The 18,556-nt window shown below is 68.0% G+C and carries 14 protein-coding genes and 2 pseudogenes; 12 read left to right on the plus strand and 4 right to left on the minus strand.

All coding sequences use genetic code 11. From position 1 onward, the window contains the following. Window positions 1–26 precede the first annotated feature (26 nt). The 11 genes and pseudogenes from sauS to E3U25_RS16000 form a co-directional block, all read left to right on the plus strand. Window positions 27–1,436 carry an acylating sulfoacetaldehyde dehydrogenase gene (sauS, locus tag E3U25_RS15945; RefSeq protein WP_116222203.1) on the plus strand — a complete coding sequence of 470 codons (1,410 nt, stop codon included), beginning with the start codon at window positions 27–29 and terminating at the stop codon, window positions 1,434–1,436. Continuing rightward, the gene (locus E3U25_RS15950) at window positions 1,433–2,959 is read left to right on the plus strand and encodes an AMP-binding protein (RefSeq protein ID WP_116222202.1); all 1,527 of its coding nucleotides are present in this window, start codon (window positions 1,433–1,435) and stop codon (window positions 2,957–2,959) included. Before sauS ends, E3U25_RS15950 begins: the two co-directional genes overlap by 4 nt. A gap of 157 nt (window positions 2,960–3,116) precedes the next feature. Beyond that, window positions 3,117–4,442, plus strand: a complete 1,326-nt coding sequence (locus tag E3U25_RS15955; protein WP_036758144.1) for an MFS transporter — start codon at window positions 3,117–3,119, stop codon at window positions 4,440–4,442. 220 nt (window positions 4,443–4,662) lie between these two features. Beyond that, on the plus strand, window positions 4,663–6,444 hold the full coding sequence (gene xsc, locus E3U25_RS15960; protein ID WP_116220455.1) for a sulfoacetaldehyde acetyltransferase: 1,782 nt from the start codon (window positions 4,663–4,665) through the stop codon (window positions 6,442–6,444). A gap of 211 nt (window positions 6,445–6,655) precedes the next feature. After that, window positions 6,656–7,672: a YeiH family protein gene (locus E3U25_RS15965; RefSeq protein ID WP_072462047.1), complete on the plus strand. Its 1,017-nt coding sequence runs from the start codon at window positions 6,656–6,658 to the stop codon at window positions 7,670–7,672. 3 nt (window positions 7,673–7,675) lie between these two features. Continuing rightward, on the plus strand, window positions 7,676–8,662 hold the full coding sequence (locus E3U25_RS15970) for a phosphate acetyltransferase (RefSeq protein ID WP_116222201.1): 987 nt from the start codon (window positions 7,676–7,678) through the stop codon (window positions 8,660–8,662). 28 nt (window positions 8,663–8,690) lie between these two features. Then, window positions 8,691–10,265, plus strand: a complete 1,575-nt coding sequence (locus E3U25_RS15975) for a Re/Si-specific NAD(P)(+) transhydrogenase subunit alpha (protein WP_116220910.1) — start codon at window positions 8,691–8,693, stop codon at window positions 10,263–10,265. 13 nt (window positions 10,266–10,278) lie between these two features. Further along, window positions 10,279–11,718: an NAD(P)(+) transhydrogenase (Re/Si-specific) subunit beta gene (locus E3U25_RS15980; RefSeq protein ID WP_116220911.1), complete on the plus strand. Its 1,440-nt coding sequence runs from the start codon at window positions 10,279–10,281 to the stop codon at window positions 11,716–11,718. Between the two features lie 207 nt (window positions 11,719–11,925). Continuing rightward, a complete protein-coding gene (locus E3U25_RS15985; RefSeq protein ID WP_116222200.1) occupies window positions 11,926–13,209 on the plus strand; it encodes a sulfite oxidase in 1,284 nt (427 codons plus the stop codon). 12 nt (window positions 13,210–13,221) lie between these two features. Further along, window positions 13,222–13,635, plus strand: a complete 414-nt coding sequence (locus tag E3U25_RS15990; protein ID WP_116222450.1) for a cytochrome C-552 — start codon at window positions 13,222–13,224, stop codon at window positions 13,633–13,635. Window positions 13,636–14,176: 541 nt separating this feature from the next. After that, a pseudogene (locus E3U25_RS16000) lies at window positions 14,177–14,624 on the plus strand (hypothetical protein); the annotation flags it as partial. 33 nt (window positions 14,625–14,657) lie between these two features. Here E3U25_RS16000 and E3U25_RS16005 read toward each other — a convergent pair. Further along, a pseudogene (locus E3U25_RS16005) lies at window positions 14,658–14,798 on the minus strand (type VI secretion system contractile sheath small subunit); the annotation flags it as partial. Window positions 14,799–15,373: 575 nt separating this feature from the next. Between E3U25_RS16005 and E3U25_RS16010 the strand changes: the two are divergent. Further along, window positions 15,374–15,655: a hypothetical protein gene (locus E3U25_RS16010; protein ID WP_116222197.1), complete on the plus strand. Its 282-nt coding sequence runs from the start codon at window positions 15,374–15,376 to the stop codon at window positions 15,653–15,655. 93 nt (window positions 15,656–15,748) lie between these two features. On the opposite strand, the gene argF is transcribed toward E3U25_RS16010, so the two are convergent. The 3 genes from argF to E3U25_RS16025 form a co-directional block, all read right to left on the minus strand. After that, entirely contained in the window at window positions 15,749–16,675 is a 927-nt protein-coding gene (gene argF, locus E3U25_RS16015; RefSeq protein ID WP_036760744.1) for an ornithine carbamoyltransferase, read from the minus strand. Window positions 16,676–16,772: 97 nt separating this feature from the next. Then, window positions 16,773–17,249, minus strand: a complete 477-nt coding sequence (locus tag E3U25_RS16020) for a GNAT family N-acetyltransferase (RefSeq protein ID WP_166435541.1) — start codon at window positions 17,247–17,249, stop codon at window positions 16,773–16,775. Next, window positions 17,242–18,414 carry an aspartate aminotransferase family protein gene (locus E3U25_RS16025; RefSeq protein ID WP_116222195.1) on the minus strand — a complete coding sequence of 391 codons (1,173 nt, stop codon included), beginning with the start codon at window positions 18,412–18,414 and terminating at the stop codon, window positions 17,242–17,244. The genes E3U25_RS16020 and E3U25_RS16025 overlap by 8 nt, the downstream gene beginning before the upstream one ends. Window positions 18,415–18,556 lie beyond the last annotated feature (142 nt).

Here is an 18,556-nt window from a genome sequence, read left to right on the forward strand (position 1 = left end):
GCCGGGAGCAGGAGCAAATGACAGGTATGAACATCTCGAACGATATTCTTTCGGTCGACGCGGCGATGGTGCGGGCGCGCAGCGCCCAGGCCGGATACGAGGCGGGGGGCAGCCAGAGCCGCTATGATCGGGCTGCCCTTGCCGTCGGCTGGGCCATCATGCAGCCCGAACGCAACCGGCAACTGGCGGAACTGGCGGTCCGCAGCACCGGGCTGGGCAATGTCGCCGACAAGATCGTCAAGAACCATCGCAAGACGCTGGGGCTTCTGCGCGACATCCGTGGCGTGGCCACGCATGGCATCCTGTCCGACGACCCCGAAACCGGCATCGCCGAGATAGCGCGGCCCATCGGCGTGATCGGCGCGGTGGTGCCCTCGACCAACCCGGCCGCGACGCCGGCGAACAACATCATCAACGCGCTGAAATGCGGCAATGCCATCGTTCTGTCGCCCTCGCCCAAGGGGGTGGCCTGCTGCGAGATGCTGCTGGGGTTCATCCATGCCGAGTTCGACCGCATCGGCGAGGACCGCGACCTGGTGCAGATGCTTCCAGGGCAAGGCAGCAAGGCCAAGACCCAGCGCCTGCTGGAGACCGCCGACCTGGTGGTCGTGACCGGCAGCCAGGACAACGTACGGCGCGCCTATGAAAGCGGCACCCCCGCCATCGGCGTCGGCGCCGGCAATGTGGCGGTGATCGTGGACGAGACCGCCGACCTGGCCGATGCGGCGGGCAAGATCGCCGCCTCCAAGACCTTCGACAACGCCACCTCCTGTTCGTCCGAAAATGCGCTGATCGTGGTCGATGCGGTCTATGACGCCTTCGCCGCTGCACTTGCGGCCGAAGGGGGCGCGGTCCTGCCGCCGTCCGAGGCGCCGGGTATCGTGGCCCGGCTCTGGCAGGACGGGCATATGAACCGCGAGATCATCGCCAAGGATGCCGAGGTGATGATCGACCGGCTGGGGCTGGCCGGCAGGGTGCCGGCCGGCACCCGGCTGATCGCGGTCGAGACCGAGGGCATCGGTCCCGACCATCCGCTGTCGGGCGAAAAGCTCAGCCGCATCGCCGCGCTTTACCGCGCCCGGGATTTCGAGCATGCGGCGGAACTGGCGCGCCGCATCCTGAGCCATCAGGGCGCCGGCCATTCGGTCGGGCTGCATTCGCGCGACGCGGATCGCCCGCTGGCGCTTGGCCGCGACCTGCCGGTCTGCCGGGTCATCGTCAACCAGGCGCATTGCTTCGCGACCGGCGGAGCCTTCGACAACGGCCTGCCCTTTTCGCTGTCGATGGGGTGCGGCAGCTGGGGCGGCAACTCCATCGACGCCAATTTGAACTGGCGCCATTTCATGCAGCGCACCCGCGTCGTGCGGCCAATTCCCCCGCGCGAGCCGGCGCTTGACGAGATCTTCGGCAGCTATTGGCAGGAGGCGGGGAAATGAGGCTGGATCCGCTGAACCCGCCGCAGGGCACCACCCGCGACTGGCTGGACCATCGCGCCGCCGACCAGGGCCGGACGATCAGCCATGTCTTTCCCGAGGACGGCTCGGTCCTGACCTGGCGCGAATTGCGCGACGAGGCCGCCCGCATCGCCGGGCATCTGGCCGGGCTGGGCCTGGAGCGCGGCGAAAGCGTCGCGCTGATGATGCCCAATGGCCGCAATGCGGTGCTGGGCCTTTACGGCGCGCTTTACGGCGGCTTTCGGGCCACCATGATCAACCTGATCGCCGGCGCCGATGCCATCGGCTATGTGCTGTCGCATTCCGGCGCCCGCGCCCTGCTGGTCGATCCCGGCCAGCGCGCGCTGCTGGAGCCGGCGCTCGCCGCCCATCCTGCCGCGCCTGTGGTGATCGAGGCGGGTGCCGGCTTCGACTGGCCCGCCGGCTGCGCGCCGGCCGAGCCGCATCCGCATGGCGCCGCGGACGATGCGCTGCTGATGTATACCTCGGGCACCACCGGCCGGCCCAAGGGCGTGGTGCACAGCCATGCCAGCCTGCTGGCCGGCGGCTGGACCACGGCGTTGGCGCATGAGCTGCGGCCCGAGGACCGGGCCTTGTGCGTGCTGCCCATCTATCACATCAACGGGCTTTGCGTGACCATCCTTGGCCCGCTGCTCTCGGGCGGCTCGGTGGTGGTCTGCGACCGCTTTTCGGCCAGCCGGTTCTGGGGCCTGTGCGACCGGCACGAGGCCAGCTGGTTCTCGGTCGTGCCGACGATCATCTCGCATCTGCTGCATGGCGAGGGCGAGCCGTCGCCCGCGGCCCGGGCGCGGCTGCGCTTCGGCCGCTCGGCCTCGGCGGCGCTGGCGCCCGAGGTGCAGTCGGGCTTCGAGCGCCGCTTCGGCATTCCCATCGTCGAAACCATGGGCCTGACCGAGACCGCGGCGCAGATCCTGTCGAACCCGCTGCCGCCGGGCCTGCGCAAGATCGGCTCGCCCGGCCGGGCGGTGGGCAACCAGGTGGCGATCCTGTCGCCCGACCTGCGCCCGCTGCCGCCGGGCATCGAGGGCGAGATCGCCGTGCGCGGCGCCAATGTCATGCGCGGCTATCTGGGCGACCCGGCCGCCACCGGCGCCGCGCTGACCCCGGACGGCTGGCTGCGCACCGGCGACCTGGGCCAGATGGACGAGGAAGGCTACGTCTTCGTCACCGGCCGCCTGAAGGAGCTGATCATCAAGGGCGGCGAGAACATCGCCCCGCGCGAGATCGACGAGGCGCTCTATACCCATCCCGACGTGATCGAGGCCGCGGCCTTCGCCCGCCAATGCGCCCGCTACGGCGAGCGGGTCGAGGCGGCCGTCACCCTGCGCCCCGGCTCGCCGCTTGGCGCGCCCGAGCTGATCTCGATCTGCGAGGAGCGGCTGGGGAAGTTCAAGTCGCCCGAGGTGATCCACCTGATGGCCGAGCTGCCCAAGGGCCCCTCGGGCAAGATCCAGCGCCTGAAGCTGGCGCAACTGACACAATAGCGCCCAAGGGGCAGGAAGGAGGCGTCGTTTCCCAAGAACACGGCCCGCCGCCAGGAGCCCGAAGACCCGCCGGAGGAGGGCGGAGCTTCAACAGAGGACCGCGCAACGAGCCGCAAACGGACGTGCCAACACATCCAGCATAATCCAGGGAGGAGACATGCTAAGGCTTACCCGATTCAGGACGACGGACCGCGTTCTGTTCGTCATCTGCCTGATGTATCTGGTCACCTATATCGACCGGGTGAACATCAGCACCGCCGCCCCCGCCATGCAGGCCGAGCTGGGCCTGTCGAATTTCGAGTTGGGGCTGGCGTTTTCCGCTTTCGCCTATCCCTATGCGCTGTTCCAGATCCTCGGCGGCCGGCTGGGCGACCGGCTGGGACCGCACAAGACCCTGATCATCTGCGGCACCGTCTGGTCGGCCGCAACCGTGATGATCGGCTTCGTCGAGGGCGCGGTCTCGCTCATCATCGCGCGCGTGCTTCTGGGCATGGGCGAAGGCTCGGCCTTCCCGACCGCCACGCGGGCGCTGTCGAACTGGATGCCGGCCGAGAAGCGCGGCTTCGCGCAGGGCATCACCCATGCCTTCGCCCGTTTCGGCAATGCGCTGACCCCGCCGCTGATCGCCTTCCTGGTCATCGCGCTGTCCTGGCGGCATGCCTTCGTCATCGTCGGCCTGATCAGCTTCCTGTGGGTGGCGCTGTGGTGGTGGTATTTCCGCGACGATCCCCGCAGCCACAAGGGCATCACGCCCGAGGAACTGGAGGCCCTGCCGGACCAGAGGATCGTGGGCGAGCGCAAGACCCTGCCCTGGGGCCGGCTGCTCAAGCGGATGCTGCCGGTGACGATCACCGATTTCTGCTATGGCTGGACGCTGTGGCTGTTCCTGAACTGGATCCCGTCCTATTTCCTGCACCAGCACGAACTGGACCTGAAGAAATCCGCCATCTTCGCGGCCGGCGTCTTCCTGGCCGGGGTCGTGGGCGACCTGGCGGGCGGCTGGCTCAGCGACGGCATCCTGCGCCGCACCGGCAATGTCGCCCTGGCGCGGATCAGCGTGATCATCCTGGGCTTCCTGGGCGCCTTCGCCTGCATGTTGCCGGTAATGTTCTCGACCGATCTGGTGACGGTGGCGATCAGCCTCAGCGCGGCCTTCTTCTTCGCCGAGCTGATCGTGGCGCCGATCTGGGCCACGCCGATGGATATCGCGCCGCAATACTCCGGTACTGCCAGCGGTTTCATGAACTTCGGCTTTGGCCTGGCCGGGATGATCTCGCCTATCGTCTTCGGGCTGATCATCGACCTGACCGGACGCTGGGATCTGCCCTTTGCCGCCTCGCTGGTCTTGCTTCTGCTGGGCGCGGGCATGGCACTGTTCATCCGGCCTGACCGTCCGTTTCTCGACGATCCAGCGAACGAGGACGCGAACGAAGACAAGGATCTGGACTGCGATCCACAGATCGCCGGCGCAGTATCGAAATGAAGAAGGGACCTGCCCTGCCGGGCAGGTCCGATCCCCCCGCCAAACCAAGCCAAGCCAAGCCAAGCCAAATGGCATGCGAAGGATCACCCGGAGCAGTTCGATCGATGCCAGGGCCGATGCGAAATGTCTTTCCTTGGGATCGGCATGTTCCCGGTCTGGGCCGACAGCGAATTATGCGCGCCGCCATTGGATAATATACTGAAAATGCAAGGAAAATAAAATGAGAATGACCACTGAGGAGTCTTTTGTGAAAGTTCTCCAGCTTCACGGGATCGAGCATGCGTTCGGGATCATCGGCTCTGCGATGATGCCTGTGTCGGACCTGTTTCCCAGGGCTGGGATCACGTTCTGGGACTGCGCGCACGAGACGAACGCCGGGATGATGGCGGACGGGTTCACCCGCTCGACCGGCCGGATGTCGATGGCGATCGCGCAGAACGGCCCCGGCGTGACCGGCTTCGTCACGCCGGTCAAGACCGCCTACTGGAACCACACCCCGCTGCTCTTGGTCACGCCGCAGGCGGCGAACCGCACCATCGGCCAGGGCGGCTTCCAGGAGATGGAGCAGATGCGCATCTTCGCCGATTGCGTCTGCTACCAGGAAGAGGTGCGCGACGCCTCGCGCATCCCCGAGGTCTTGAACCGGGTGATCATGCAGGCCTGGCGCAACTCGGCCCCGGCGCAGATCAACATCCCGCGCGACTTCTGGACCCAGGTCATCGACGTGGAGCTGCCGCAGGTGGTCGCCTTCGAGCGGCCCGCGGGCGGCGAGCAGGCGGTGGCCGAGGCGGCAAAGCTGCTGTCCGGGGCCGAGTTCCCGGTGATCCTGTCGGGCGCCGGCGTGGTGCTGTCGGGCGCGATCCCGGAGCTGGCCAGGCTGGCCGAGCGGCTGGATGCGCCGGTCTGCTCGAACTACCAGCACAACGACAGCTTCCCCGGCTCGCACCCGCTGGCCATGGGCCCCTTGGGCTACAACGGCTCGAAGGCGGCGATGGAGATCATCGCCAGGGCCGACGTGGTGCTGGCGCTGGGCACGCGCTTGAACCCGTTCTCGACCCTGCCGGGCTATGGCATCGACTACTGGCCGAAGGACGCCAGGATCATCCAGGTCGACATCAACGCCGACCGCATCGGGCTGACCAAGAAGGTCACGGTCGGCATCCAGGGCGACGCGGCCAAGGTGGCGCGCGGCATCCTGGCGCAGCTTGCCCCCACCGCCGGCGATGCCGGCCGGGCGGAACGCAAGGCGCTGGTGGCGCAGACCAGGTCCCGCTGGGCGCAGGAACTGTCGAGCCTGGACCACGAGGAGGACGATCCCGGCACCGAATGGAACGAGGACGCGCGCAGGCGCGACGCCGGGCTGATGAGCCCGCGCCAGGCCTGGCGGGCGATCATGCAGGCGGTGCCGAAAGAGGCGATCGTCAGCTCGGACATCGGCAACAACTGCGCCATCGGCAATGCCTACCCGAGCTTCGAGGCCGGGCGGAAATACCTGGCGCCGGGGCTGTTCGGGCCCTGCGGCTACGGCTTCCCGGCGATCCTGGGCGCCAAGATCGGCAATCCGGACGTGCCGGTGATCGGCTTTGCCGGCGATGGCGCCTTCGGCATCTCGATGAACGAGATGACCGCCTGCGGCCGCGAGGACTGGCCGGCGATCACCATGGTGATCTTCCGCAACTACCAGTGGGGGGCGGAAAAGCGCAACACCACGCTGTGGTACGACAACAACTTCGTCGGCACCGAGCTGGACCGCGACACCTCCTATGCGAAGATCGCCCAGGCCTGCGGGCTCGTCGGCGTGCAGGTGAAGAGCCAGGAGGAACTGACCGCGGCGCTGCACGATGCGGTCGAGCGGCAGATGAAGAACCGCGAGACCACCTTCATCGAGGTGCTGCTGAACCAGGAACTGGGCGAGCCCTTCCGCCGCGACGCGATGAAGAAGCCGGTGGTGGTCGCCGGCATCGACCCGGCCGACATGCGCCCCCAGCAGGGCGCGGCCTGAGGCGGGACGGCGGCGGAAGGCCGGGGCGTCCCCTGCCTTTCTCCGTTTCCCAAATACCCCGGGGGGCGCTTGCGCGGCCCCATCGAGGGGCCGCGCAAGCGCGAGGGGGGCAGAGCCCCCCTCGGCGCCCCGCCCCGCCCGCGGCCCCCATGACACCCCCCGGCGCGCAGCAACAAGCGCCCCGGCCCATCCCCGCATCCCGGTGAGGACGATGATTTCCACCATGATCCCTTCGCGCGGCCTGATCGAGGAAGCCTTTCCGGGCTTCGCCGTCTCGGCGCTGGTCGCGGCCACGGCGCAGTTCCTGTCGGATCATTACGGCGCCCCCGCCATGCTGATGGCGCTGCTTTTGGGCCTGGCGCTGAACTTCCTGGCCGAGGAGGGCACCCGCACCGCCCCCGGCATCGCCTTTACCGCGCGCACCGTGCTGCGGCTGGGGGTGGCGCTTCTGGGCGCGCGCATCTCGGCCGGCATGCTGGCGGCGCTGGGGCCGGGCGCCATCGCGCTGGTGGCGGCGGGCGTGGTGCTGACCATCCTGTTCGCCCTTGCCGCCAGCCGGCTGGCCGGCCGCGGCTGGCGCTTTGCGCTGCTGACCGGCGGCTCGGTGGCGATCTGCGGCGCCTCGGCGGCCATGGCCATCGCCGCCGTCCTGCCCCGGCACGAGAAATCCGAGCGCGACCTGGTCTTCACCGTGCTCTCCGTCACCGTGCTTTCGACCGTGGCCATGGTGCTCTACCCGATGCTGGCCGGGCTTTTCGGCTTCACCGCCCGCGATTCCGGCGTCTTCCTGGGCGGCACCATCCATGACGTCGCCCAGGTGGTCGGCGCCGGCTTCTCGATCGGCCCCGAGGCGGGCGAGACCGCGACCCTGGTCAAGCTGATCCGCGTCGCCATGCTGGCGCCGGTGGTGCTGTGCTTTTCCCTGGCGATCCGGGCGCGCGGGCTTTCGGACCGCCGGGGCGGCAAGGCGCCGCCGCTGCTGCCGGGCTTCGTCATCGGCTTTCTCGCGCTCGCCACGCTCAACAGCCTGGGGCTGGTGCCGCCGGCGGTCTCGGACTTCGCCGGGCAGCTGTCCCGCTGGGCATTGCTGATCGCCATCGCCGCGGTCGGCATCAAGACCTCGCTCGGCAAGATGCTCGAGGTCGGCGCCGGCGCCATCGGGCTGATCGTGGCCGAGACCGTGTTCCTGGGCGTCTTCGTCGTCGCCGGCCTGCATTTCCTGGGGTAAGAGATGAAACCGCTCGAGCGCATCCACCAGACCGCCAAGGCGCTGGACCGCCACATCATCCTGTCCGAGGGCGACGACCCGCGCGTGGCCGAGGCCGCCCGCCGGCTGCTGGCCGAGGGGCTGGCGCGCGTCACCCTGATGGGCGGGCCCGAGATCCCCGGCGCCCGCCGCATCGACCCGGCCGGCGCGCCCGACCTGGCGGAACTGGCCGACCATTGGCACCGCATGCGCGCGGCCAGGGGCATGACCGGCGAACGCGCGCTGGCCGAGATGCGCGACCCGATCCGCCAGGCGGCGATGCGGGTGCGGCTGGGCCAGGCCGACGGCACGCTGGGCGGCGCCGTCGCCACCACCGCCGACACCGTCCGCGCCGCATTGCAGATCATCGGCCGGGCCCCCGATGCCGGCATCGTGTCGAGCTTTTTCCTGATGCTGTCCTGCGGGCCGGGCGCGCCGATCAGGGGCGGCATGATCTTTGCCGATTGCGGGCTGGTGATCCAGCCCGACGCGCAGGAGCTCGCCGCCATCGCGCTTTCGGCCGCCGAAAGCTGCCGCCGGCTGCTGGCCGAGGAGCCGCGGGTGGCGCTGCTGTCCTTCTCGACCGCGGGCTCGGCCGACCACCCGAGCCTCGGCCGGCTGCGCGAGGCGCTGGCGCTGATCCGCGCCGCGGCCCCGGATCTCGAGGTGGATGGCGAGATGCAGTTCGACGCCGCGCTGGACGAGGCGATCCGGGCGAGGAAGGCGCCGGCCAGCCGGCTGTCGGGGCGGCCGAACGTCTTCGTCTTTCCCGACCTCGCCGCGGGCAATATCGGCTACAAGATCGCCGAGCGCCTGGGCGGCCTCACCGCCATCGGGCCCATCCTGCAGGGACTGGCAAAACCCGCAAACGACCTCTCGCGAGGATGCTCCGTCAAAGACATCGTCGACGCAGCAGCCGTAACAGCCGTCCAGACAGCAGAGGCAGGGCAATGTCGTTTTTCAGCCATGTAGGATAAGAAACCAAATGGGAGGTGGCCTGGTGAAGATCGGCGGATTGAAGGAGATTTTTGAGGGGGAGGCTCGGGTCGCCATCACTCCGTCCTCTGCGGGGCATCTGCGCAAGCTGGGGCATGACGTGCATGTCGAGACGGGCGCGGGGGTTCGTGCGGGGTTTTCGGATGCGGCCTACGAGGCGGCAGGCGTCACCGTGCATCCCGATGCCGCGGCGCTGGTCGGGGCGGTGGAGGTGGTGGTCAAGGTCCGGCCGCCGAGCGAGGCCGAGCTGCGGCAGATGCGGCGCGGGCAGACCCTGATCTCGCATTTCTACCCGGCGCAGAACCCCGACCTCCTGGAGCTGGCGCGCGAGCAGGGCGTCACCGCCATCGCCATGGACATGGTGCCGCGCATCTCGCGCGCGCAGAAGATGGATGCGCTGTCCTCGATGGCCAATATCGCCGGCTACCGGGCGGTGATCGAGGCGGCGAACAACTTCGGCCGCTTCTTCACCGGCCAGGTCACCGCGGCGGGCAAGGTGCCGCCGGCCAAGGTGCTGGTGGTGGGCGCCGGCGTCGCCGGGCTTGCCGCCATCGGCGCGGCGGTCAGCCTGGGCGCGCAGGTCCATGCCTTCGACGTGCGCCCCGAGGTGGCCGAGCAGATCGAATCGATGGGCGCGGAATTCGTCTACCTGGACTTCCAGGACCAGGTGCAGGACGGGGCCGCGACCGGCGGCTATGCCGCGCCCTCGAGCCCCGAGTTCCGGGAAAAGCAGCTCGAGAAGTTCCGCGAACTGGCGCCCGGGATGGACATCGTCATCACCACGGCGCTGATCCCCGGCCGCGATGCGCCCAAGCTCTGGACCCGCGACATGGTCGCGGCGATGAAGACCGGCTCGGTCATCGTCGACCTGGCGGCCGAGCGCGGCGGCAATTGCGAGCTGACCGTGCCGGACGAGCGCATCGTCACGGAAAACGGCGTGGTCATCATCGGCTATACCGACTTCCCGTCGAGGATGGGCGCGCAAGCCTCGGAGCTTTATGGCAACAACATCCGCCACATGCTCTCGGACCTGACGCCGGGCAAGGACGGCGTCATCGTGCAGAACATGGAGGACGACGTGATCCGCGGCGCCACCGTCGCCCATGACGGCGACGTGACCTGGCCGCCGCCGCCGCCCAGGGTCGCGGCCATCGCCGCCCAGAAGCCGCGCGAGAAGCCCAGGGAGCCGACCCCCGAGGAACGGCGCGCGCAGGAGATCGCCGCCTTCCGCGCCCAGACCCGCAGCCAGGTCACGCTGCTCGGCGCGGGCGCGGCGGCGATGCTGCTGGTGGGGCTGTTCGCGCCCGCGAGCTTCCTGTCGCATTTCATCGTCTTCGTGCTGGCGGTCTTCGTCGGCTTCCAGGTGATCTGGAACGTCAGCCATTCGCTGCACACGCCCCTGATGGCGATCACCAACGCGATCTCGTCGATCATCATCGTCGGCGCGCTTCTGCAGATCGGCTCGGGCGGCTGGCTGGTGGTGTTGCTGGCGGCGCTGTCGGTGCTGATGGCGGGCGTCAACATCTTCGGCGGCTTCCTGGTCACGCGCCGGATGCTCGCCATGTTCCAGAAGTCGTAAGGGGAGAGGGCGCATGGAATACGGATTCACCACCGCCGCCTATGTGGTCGCGGCCGTGCTGTTCATCCTGTCCCTGGGCGGGCTTTCCGGCCAGGAAAGCGCCAAGCGCGCGGTCTGGTACGGCATCGCGGCCATGGCGCTGGCGGTGGTCGCGACGCTGATCGGGCCGGGCTACGGCAACTGGGGGCTGACGCTGGTCATGCTGGCCATCGGCGGCGCCATCGGCTGGGTCGTGGCCAAGCGGGTGCAGATGACCGAGATGCCGCAGCTGGTCGCGGCCATGCACAGCCTGGTCGGCCTGGCCGCGGTGCTGATCGGCTTCAACGCCCAGTTCGAGCTCTCGCGGGTGCTGCGCGCCCGCGCCGCCGACGCGGCGGCCGAGTTCCACGGCTTCGCCGCGGTGCTGGCGCACAAGACCCCGGCCGAGATCGCCATGCTCAAGGTCGAGGTGGCGCTGGGGATCTTCATCGGCGCGGTGACCTTCACCGGCTCGATCGTGGCCTTCGGCAAGCTCGCCGGCAAGATCGACGGCAAGCCCCGGAAGCTGCCGGGCGGGCACATGCTGAACGCGGGGGCGGCGGCGCTGTCGCTCTTGTCGGTGATCCTTTACTGCACCGCCGGGGCGCCGGTGCTGTGGCTGGTGCTGATCACGCTTCTGGCCTTCTTCATCGGCTATCACCTGATCATGGGCATCGGCGGCGCCGACATGCCGGTGGTGGTGTCGATGCTGAACAGCTATTCCGGCTGGGCGGCGGCGGCGATCGGCTTCACCCTGGGCAACGACCTCCTGATCGTGGTCGGCGCGCTGGTCGGCTCGTCCGGTGCGATCCTGAGCTACATCATGTGCAAGGCGATGAACCGCAACTTCGTCAGCGTGATCCTGGGCGGCTTCGGCGGCGAGGCGGGCCCGGCGATGGAGATCGAGGGCGAGCAGGTGGCCATCGACGCCGACGGCGTGGCGGCGGCGCTGAACGAGGCGGACGAGATCGTCATCGTGCCGGGCTACGGCATGGCGGTGGCGCAGGCGCAGCAATCGGTCAGCGAGCTGACGCGCAAGCTGCGGGCGCGCGGCAAGAACGTGCGCTTTGCCATCCACCCGGTGGCGGGGCGCCTGCCGGGGCACATGAACGTGCTTCTGGCCGAGGCCAAGGTGCCCTACGACATCGTGCTGGAGATGGACGAGATCAACGAGGATTTCCCCTCGACCGACGTGGCGATCGTGATCGGCTCGAACGACATCGTGAACCCGGCGGCGCAGGAGGACCCGAACTCGCCGATCGCGGGCATGCCGGTGCTGGAGGTGTGGAAGGCCAAGCAGGTGTTCGTCTCCAAGCGCGGCCAGGGCACCGGCTATTCCGGCATCGAGAACCCGCTGTTCTACAAGGAAAACACCCGCATGTTCTACGGCGACGCCAAGAAGTCCATCGACCAGCTCCTGCCCATGATCGAGTGAGCGGGCGATCTCGCTGTTGGTGGCGGCGATGCAGCTCGATGCCCTCAGGCGTCTCCGATATATCCTAATAAACACAACGAGTTGCTGTTGTTATAGCTTTGCCGGTGGGCAATGCTTTCCCGAAATGAAGTTGCAAGGCGCGTCCTGGAGGAGGGCCTTGCGGACAGCCGGTTGCGCGCAAAGCGCACCAAGCCACGGAGGAAACCCATGTCCGATAGAACCGATTCCACCTCGATCCCGCAGGATGCCGAGGCCCCGAGCGGATCGCGGCGACGCTTTCTGAAAACGACGGGGCTGTCCGCGCTTGGCGCCATGCTGGGCATGGCCGTCCCGTTCGAGCGCAACCTGCCCGCGGGCTTCGTGCCCGCCGCCCTGGCCCAGGATACCGGCCTGGACCTGATGGCCGGCAAGCAGGGGCTCATCGTGCTGGGCGACCGGCCGCTGAACGCGGAGACCCCGGCGCATCTGCTGGACGACGACGTCACCCCCTATGAGCGGCTGTTCATCCGCATGAACGGCCTCGTGCCGCAGACGGCGCTGGACCAGGACGCCGAGGGCTGGGTGCTGACCGTGGACGGCGAGGTCGAGACCCCGCTGGAGCTGACCATCGACGATCTGAAGTCGCGCTTCGAGACCGTCACCCGCCGGCTGGTGATCGAATGCGGCGGCAACGGCCGGGCCTTCTTCCAGCCCGGAACCTCGGGCAACCAATGGACCGTCGGCGCGGTCGGCTGCCCGGAATGGACCGGCGTGCGGCTGGCTGACGTGCTGAAGGCGGCGGGCGTCAAGGAAAGCGCCGTCTATACCGGGCATTACGGCAACGACGTGCATCTGAGCGGCGACGAGGAGAAGGAGGTGATCTCGCGCGGGGTGCCGATCGAAAAGGCGCTGGAGGAGGACGCGGTCATCGCCTGGGCGATGAACGGCGAACCCTTGCCGGCGCTGCACGGCTTTCCGCTGCGGCTGGTGGTGCCGGGCTATCCGGCCTCGGCCTCGCAGAAATACCTCAACCGCATCTGGATCCGCGACAGGGAACATGACGGCGCCAAGATGACCGGCGATTCCTATCGCATCCCGGCCTATCCGGTCGCCCCCGGCACCGAGGTGCCCGAGGAGGACATGGTGGTGCTGACCGAGATGCCGGTGAAGTCCATCGTCACCTTCCCGCAGACCGGCGCCGAGGTGAAGGCGGGCGAGGCGGTCGAGGTCCGCGGCCATGCCTGGTGCGGCAAGGGCGACGTGGCCGCGGTGCATGTCTCGCTGGATTTCGGCCAGACCTGGCAGGAGGCCGGGCTGGAGCCGGCGCCGAACCGCTTTGCCTGGCAGCGCTGGCGCGCGACGCTGACCCTGCCGCAGCATGGCTATTACGAGGTCTGGGCGCGGGCCACCGACCAGGACGGCATCGGCCAGCCGCCGCTGTCGCCGGTCTGGAACCCGCGCGGCTATGCCAACAACATCCAGCACCGCATCGCGCTGGTCGCGGTCGGGTGAGGGGTGATGGCGATGCGCATTATTCTGACGACCGTGGCTGCGACCCTGGCCGTGCTGGTGCTTGGCGCCGGGCTGGCCGTGGCCGAGGCCAGGCTTGACCCGATGCAGGCGCTGGCGGGCCGGCCCGCCGGCGCGAACCCGCTCGACCCGATGACGGCGATCCGTGCCAAGGCGGATGCGGGCGAGGCGCGGGCGGGGAACGAGGAATTCGGCGGCCTGCCCGACGGCGCGGGCGCCGAGGAGACCTATTACCAATGCGTCGCCTGCCATTCGACCGAGATCATCAAGCAGCAGCGCGTCACCGACCACCGCTGGGACGAGCTGTGGCGCTGGATGGTCGAGGCGCAGGGCATGGTCGAGCCCGAACCGGAAACCAAGGCGCTGATCCTGGCCTATCTCAAGGCGAACTTCTCATCCGAGAGATAGGAAGAGGGGGGCGGACGCTTAAAGGCCGCTGCCATCGCCTGCAGGCTGATCAAAACGGCCAAGCTGAACGCCACAGTCGATCCCCAGGCCTAGGGTCAGGACAGGCTCTCGGGTCAGGTCCAGAAGATCATGGTCGCGAAGGCTAGGGCGGAGAGGGAGACCTTCGGGCAGCGGTCATAACGGGTGACGACCCGTCGCCCGTCCTCGAGTCTGCCGAAACGGGATCTCTCGATCCTGTTTCGGCGTCTGCAGCGTCGCTTATCGGGTTTGACGGACTTGCCGCCAGCCTCCCGGCCCGAGATGCAGGTGTCGCCAGAGCGTTTCCAGGCGGTGTGTAAGCCGGCATGGCCAACTGCCCCCGTAACGGGGGTGATCGGCTTCCCAAACAGCCCCCCCTTTACACTGATGGTCATGATGCCCCCGTGGTCATCGGGGGCACAGTGCGGGATGCTGGTTGTGGAGAGAGTTGCGAAGATCCGTCGGGCGGATTTCCAGGAGCAGAAGACGATCAAGCAGATCTGCCGGGAGTCTTCTTCGGGGCTGCGCTCGTGGGATCTACGACAACATGAAGACGGCGGTGGATACGATCTTCGTCGGCCGCGACCGCGCCTGCAATCGCGTTCGCCTGTTCCCTCGAACCACTGGCGTTCACAGGCTCACTCCGGCAGATGTGCGGGCACTATCTGGTCGAGCCGCCGTCCCTTGGGCTTGAACCAATGGCGCCTCAATGAACGGCCCTGCACCCCGGCCTCTGGCTGGGACTGCGCCTGCGTGGCGCCATCGGTTCGAGCCCGCTGGCGCAGGGACAGGTCGAGAACCAGGTCGGCGTTGTCCGGCGGCGGTTCTTCGTGCCTCGACCGAAGTCCAAGAGCTACGCCGAACTCAATGCCTGGCGCGAGGATCGCTGTGTTGCATGGGCCAGGTCGCATCCGCACCCGGAGCTTCGCGATCGCACGATCTGGGAGGTTCATTTGGGCCATCACGCTGCAGGAGGAATTCTTGTCGATCGAAACCGCCTTGCGCTCTTCAAGCCCGGTTTCGTCGGGCCGCGCTGTGAAGTCGCCGAGAACCACCATCTTCAGAGGCAGTTCAGCCTCTGCTTGCCGATCGCCGGCTCCGGGGACGAACTTGGCGTTGATTCGCTCCTTGGGAGCGACCGACACGCCCTTTAACCATTACACATCTCCTCGGAACCCATGCATGCGCATAACGATAGTTAACGCGCCAGCAAGTCGGCCTTGAGTTGCACGAAGCCCGACTTTCCTGTTGATCCGCACCCATCCGCTCGCATGGGCAGATCGAAGGAAACGCTACATATTGTCGTCATACTGAAGATAACTGCATGAATATACCACACATATGGCATACGATGGCATGCAGCCAGTTGCCCGCCCCTGCGCGCTTGCACCGCATCTTCCCATGGGCAGGACGCCTTCCGACGCTGCCGGCGATCATGTCGCCGACTCAGCTTCGATAGCGATGAACCGGATCACCTCGCCTGCTTCGTCAGGCGCAGGAAGTCCGACCCGCGGCAGCCGTAGCCCTCGCGCTTGCGCTCCTCGGCACGCACCAGCGCGAAGAGACAAGCCTCGGCATCCTCATGCTATCGGAACAGGAAGGCTCGAATCTTCCGGTCGTGGCCGCCGATATGGTCGTAATGCCCGGTCAGCGTGCCGGCCATGACCTCGCCGAACAGTCCGCCCCGCATGATCGAGGGCAGTCAGGAGGGATAGGTCGCGTGAGCCTCGTCGGCGTCGGGATGGGGTCGATCCCCATCTGCTCATGGAAGAAGGCGCGCATCGGCAGGGGCGGATTCGAGATAGCCAACGAGATCAGCTATCAGCGCGTCGTCGCGGTCGCAGCGCTGCTCCAGCAGGAGATGGCCGTGATTTCGGACATCGCTCGGGAGTGCTCGAACCAGCGTTTCAGCGCATCCGGCGGGCGCGGACGAATATGCACGGTCAACGCGAAACTCCCCAGCACCTGTTTGGGAAAGTCGCCCACCCGCATAAAATGCTGATGCATCCGAGAAGCACGCCCGCCATCCCGCGCCCCAGGCCCCCCGCTGCAAAGGGTCCATGCTGCGAAGGGCGCGGACGTTCGGGCGGACGGATCAAAGCCCCAGGCACCAGCGCATGACGGCCTTTTGCGCATGCAGCCGGTTCTCGGCCTCGTCGAAGATGACCGAGTTCGGGCCGTCCATCACCGCGCTCGTCGCCTCGTCGTCGCGATGCGCGGGCAGGCAATGCATGAACAGCGCATCGGGCTTGGCGCACGCCATCAGCGCCTCGTTCACCTGGTAGGGACGCAACTGGTTGTGCCGCCGCTCGCGCGCCGATTGCGGGTCGTGCATCGACACCCAGGTATCCGTCACCACCAGGTCGGCGCCCTCGACCGCCTTGGCCGGGTCGCGCTCGATCACCGCCTGCACGCCCTGGGCGCGGGCGAAGTCCAGCGCCTCGCGCTCGGGGTCCAGCGTCGGCGGGCCGGTAAAGGTGAAGTCATAGCCGAACTGGCCGGCGGCATGGATCAGCGAGCAGCAGACATTGTTGCCGTCGCCCGACCAGACCACTTTCCTGCCGGCGATGGGGCCGCGATGTTCCTCGAAGGTCATCACGTCGGCCATGATCTGGCAGGGATGGGTGCGGTTCGTCAGCCCGTTGATCACCGGGACGCTGGCATATTCCGCCATCTCCAGCAGCGTCGCCTCTTCGAAGGTGCGGATCATGATCAGGTCCACATAGCGCGACAGCACCCGCGCGGTGTCGGCGATGGTCTCGCCGTGGCCCAGCTGCATCTCGCTGCCGGAGAGGACCATGGTCTGCCCGCCCATCTGCCGCACGCCCAGGTCGAAGCTGACGCGGGTCCGGGTCGAGGGCTTTTCGAAGATCAGCGCCACCATGCGGTTCCTGAGCGGCAAATCGGCGTCGGGCGCACCCTTGGGCTGGCCGTTGCGCGCATCCTTCATCCGGCGCGCAGCGTCGATCATGCCGCGCAGGTCTGCCTTGTCGGTGGTATGGATGTCGAGGAAACTGTTCATTTGTGACTGTCTTTCGGATTGATCTGGCAAGCAAGCCGCTTTGCCTAGGGGAGGTCAAGGCCAAAGGCCCCGCGTCGTGGCGGAAATCGACCTCTCCTCATCGGTGCCGCGTCATGATGCGCGCCAGGGTTCCGTCTTCCGAAGGGCGCAGTTCCTCGCCGCGGAAGCCGGCCTTTTCATAGGCGCGGATCGCGCGCAGGTTGTCGGGCTCGGGGTCGATGACCAGGACCGGCGCCTCGGCCAGCAATGCATCGGACAGGGCGCGCAGCCAAAGCCCGCCGTGGCCGAACCCCTGGGGGCCGGAAAAGCAGTCGATCGCCAGCGCATCGCCGGGCAGGCCGGCGAAATGCGGCGCGCCCCAGTGATGCGCCGGGTAATACTGGGCATAGGCGATGGGCGCGCCGTCGCAAAGCGCGATGACCTGCCGCATCGCCGGCTCGTCCAGATCCTCAGCGATCCCGGCCAGCTCCGCCTCGGCCCCGCGCCACCAGCGCGCGACCTCGGGCTGGCGCAGCCAATCCGCCAGCATGGGCAGGTCGGCGCGCGTGACCGGCCGGAAGCCGAACCTATCCATCCAGCCTGCCGGCGGCCCGGTCCAGCCGGGCGACCGCCTCGGCGATCTCCGCATCGCTGATGGTCAGCGGCGGCAGCAGGCGCAGGGTGTTGTCGGCCGCGGCCACGGTCAGGATGCGCTCGGCATAGCCGGCATTGACCAGATCGCCCGGCGCGACCTTGCATTTCAGGCCCAGCATCAGCCCCTGGCCGCGCACCGTTTCGAAGACCTCGGGATGCGCCGCCACCAGCCCCTCCAGCTTCTGCCGGAAAAGCGCGGCCTTGCGGTTCACCTCGGCCAGGAATTCGGGCTGGGCGATGATCTCCATCACCTTGGCGCCCACCGCGCAGGCCAGGGGGTTGCCGCCATAGGTCGAGCCATGCGTGCCCGCCACCATGCCGGCAGCCGCCTTTTCGGTCGCGACCACCGCACCCAGCGGGAAGCCGCCGCCGATGCCCTTGGCGATCATCATGATGTCGGGGGTGATGCCGGCATATTCATGCGCGAACAGCTTGCCGGTGCGGCCCATGCCCGATTGCACCTCGTCCAGCACCAGCAGCGCGCCGGTCTGGTCGCAAAGCGCGCGGATCGCTGCCAGGTCGGCGTCGGGCAGCGGGCGGATGCCGCCCTCGCCCTGCACCGGCTCCAGCATGACGGCGGCGGTGCGGTCCGAGATGGCGGCCTTCAGCGCCTCCATGTCGCCCCAGGGCAATTGCCGGAAACCGGGCATCAGCGGGCCGAAGCCCTTGACCATCTTTTCCGACCCCGCCGCCGCGATGGCGCCGGTGGAGCGGCCGTGGAAAGCGCCCTCGAAGGTCAGGATCTCGTAGCGGTCGGGATCGCCCTGCTCGCTCCAATACTTGCGCACCATCTTGATCGCCAGTTCCGCGGCCTCGGTGCCGGAGTTGGTGATGAAGGCGGTGTCGGCAAAGGTATGCCCGACCAGCAGGTCGGCGAGCCTTTCCTGCTCGGGGATCTGGTAGAGGTTCGAGACATGCCAGATCCGGCCCGCCTGTTCGGTCAGCGCGGCGACCAGGTCGGGATTGGCATGGCCCAGCGCATTCACCGCGATGCCCGCGCCCAGGTCCAGGTATCGCGTCCCGTCCGTCGCGATGGCCCAGGAGCCCTCGCCCCGCTCGAAGGCGATGGGGGCACGGTTATAGGTCGGCAGGACATGCGAAATCATGGAGTTACCCTCTCTGGGAACGGCCGCGCGGCGGCACCATGGCTGACGGAAAGGCAGGCGGGATCGGACGTCGAAAGCGTCAACGTCGGGGACGGGCGATATGGGCGGTCCGAGCGATCATGCCCGTTCGCATAGCGCGGAA

The organism is Paracoccus versutus (assembly GCF_029909795.1).
Taxonomy (GTDB): domain Bacteria; phylum Pseudomonadota; class Alphaproteobacteria; order Rhodobacterales; family Rhodobacteraceae; genus Paracoccus; species Paracoccus versutus.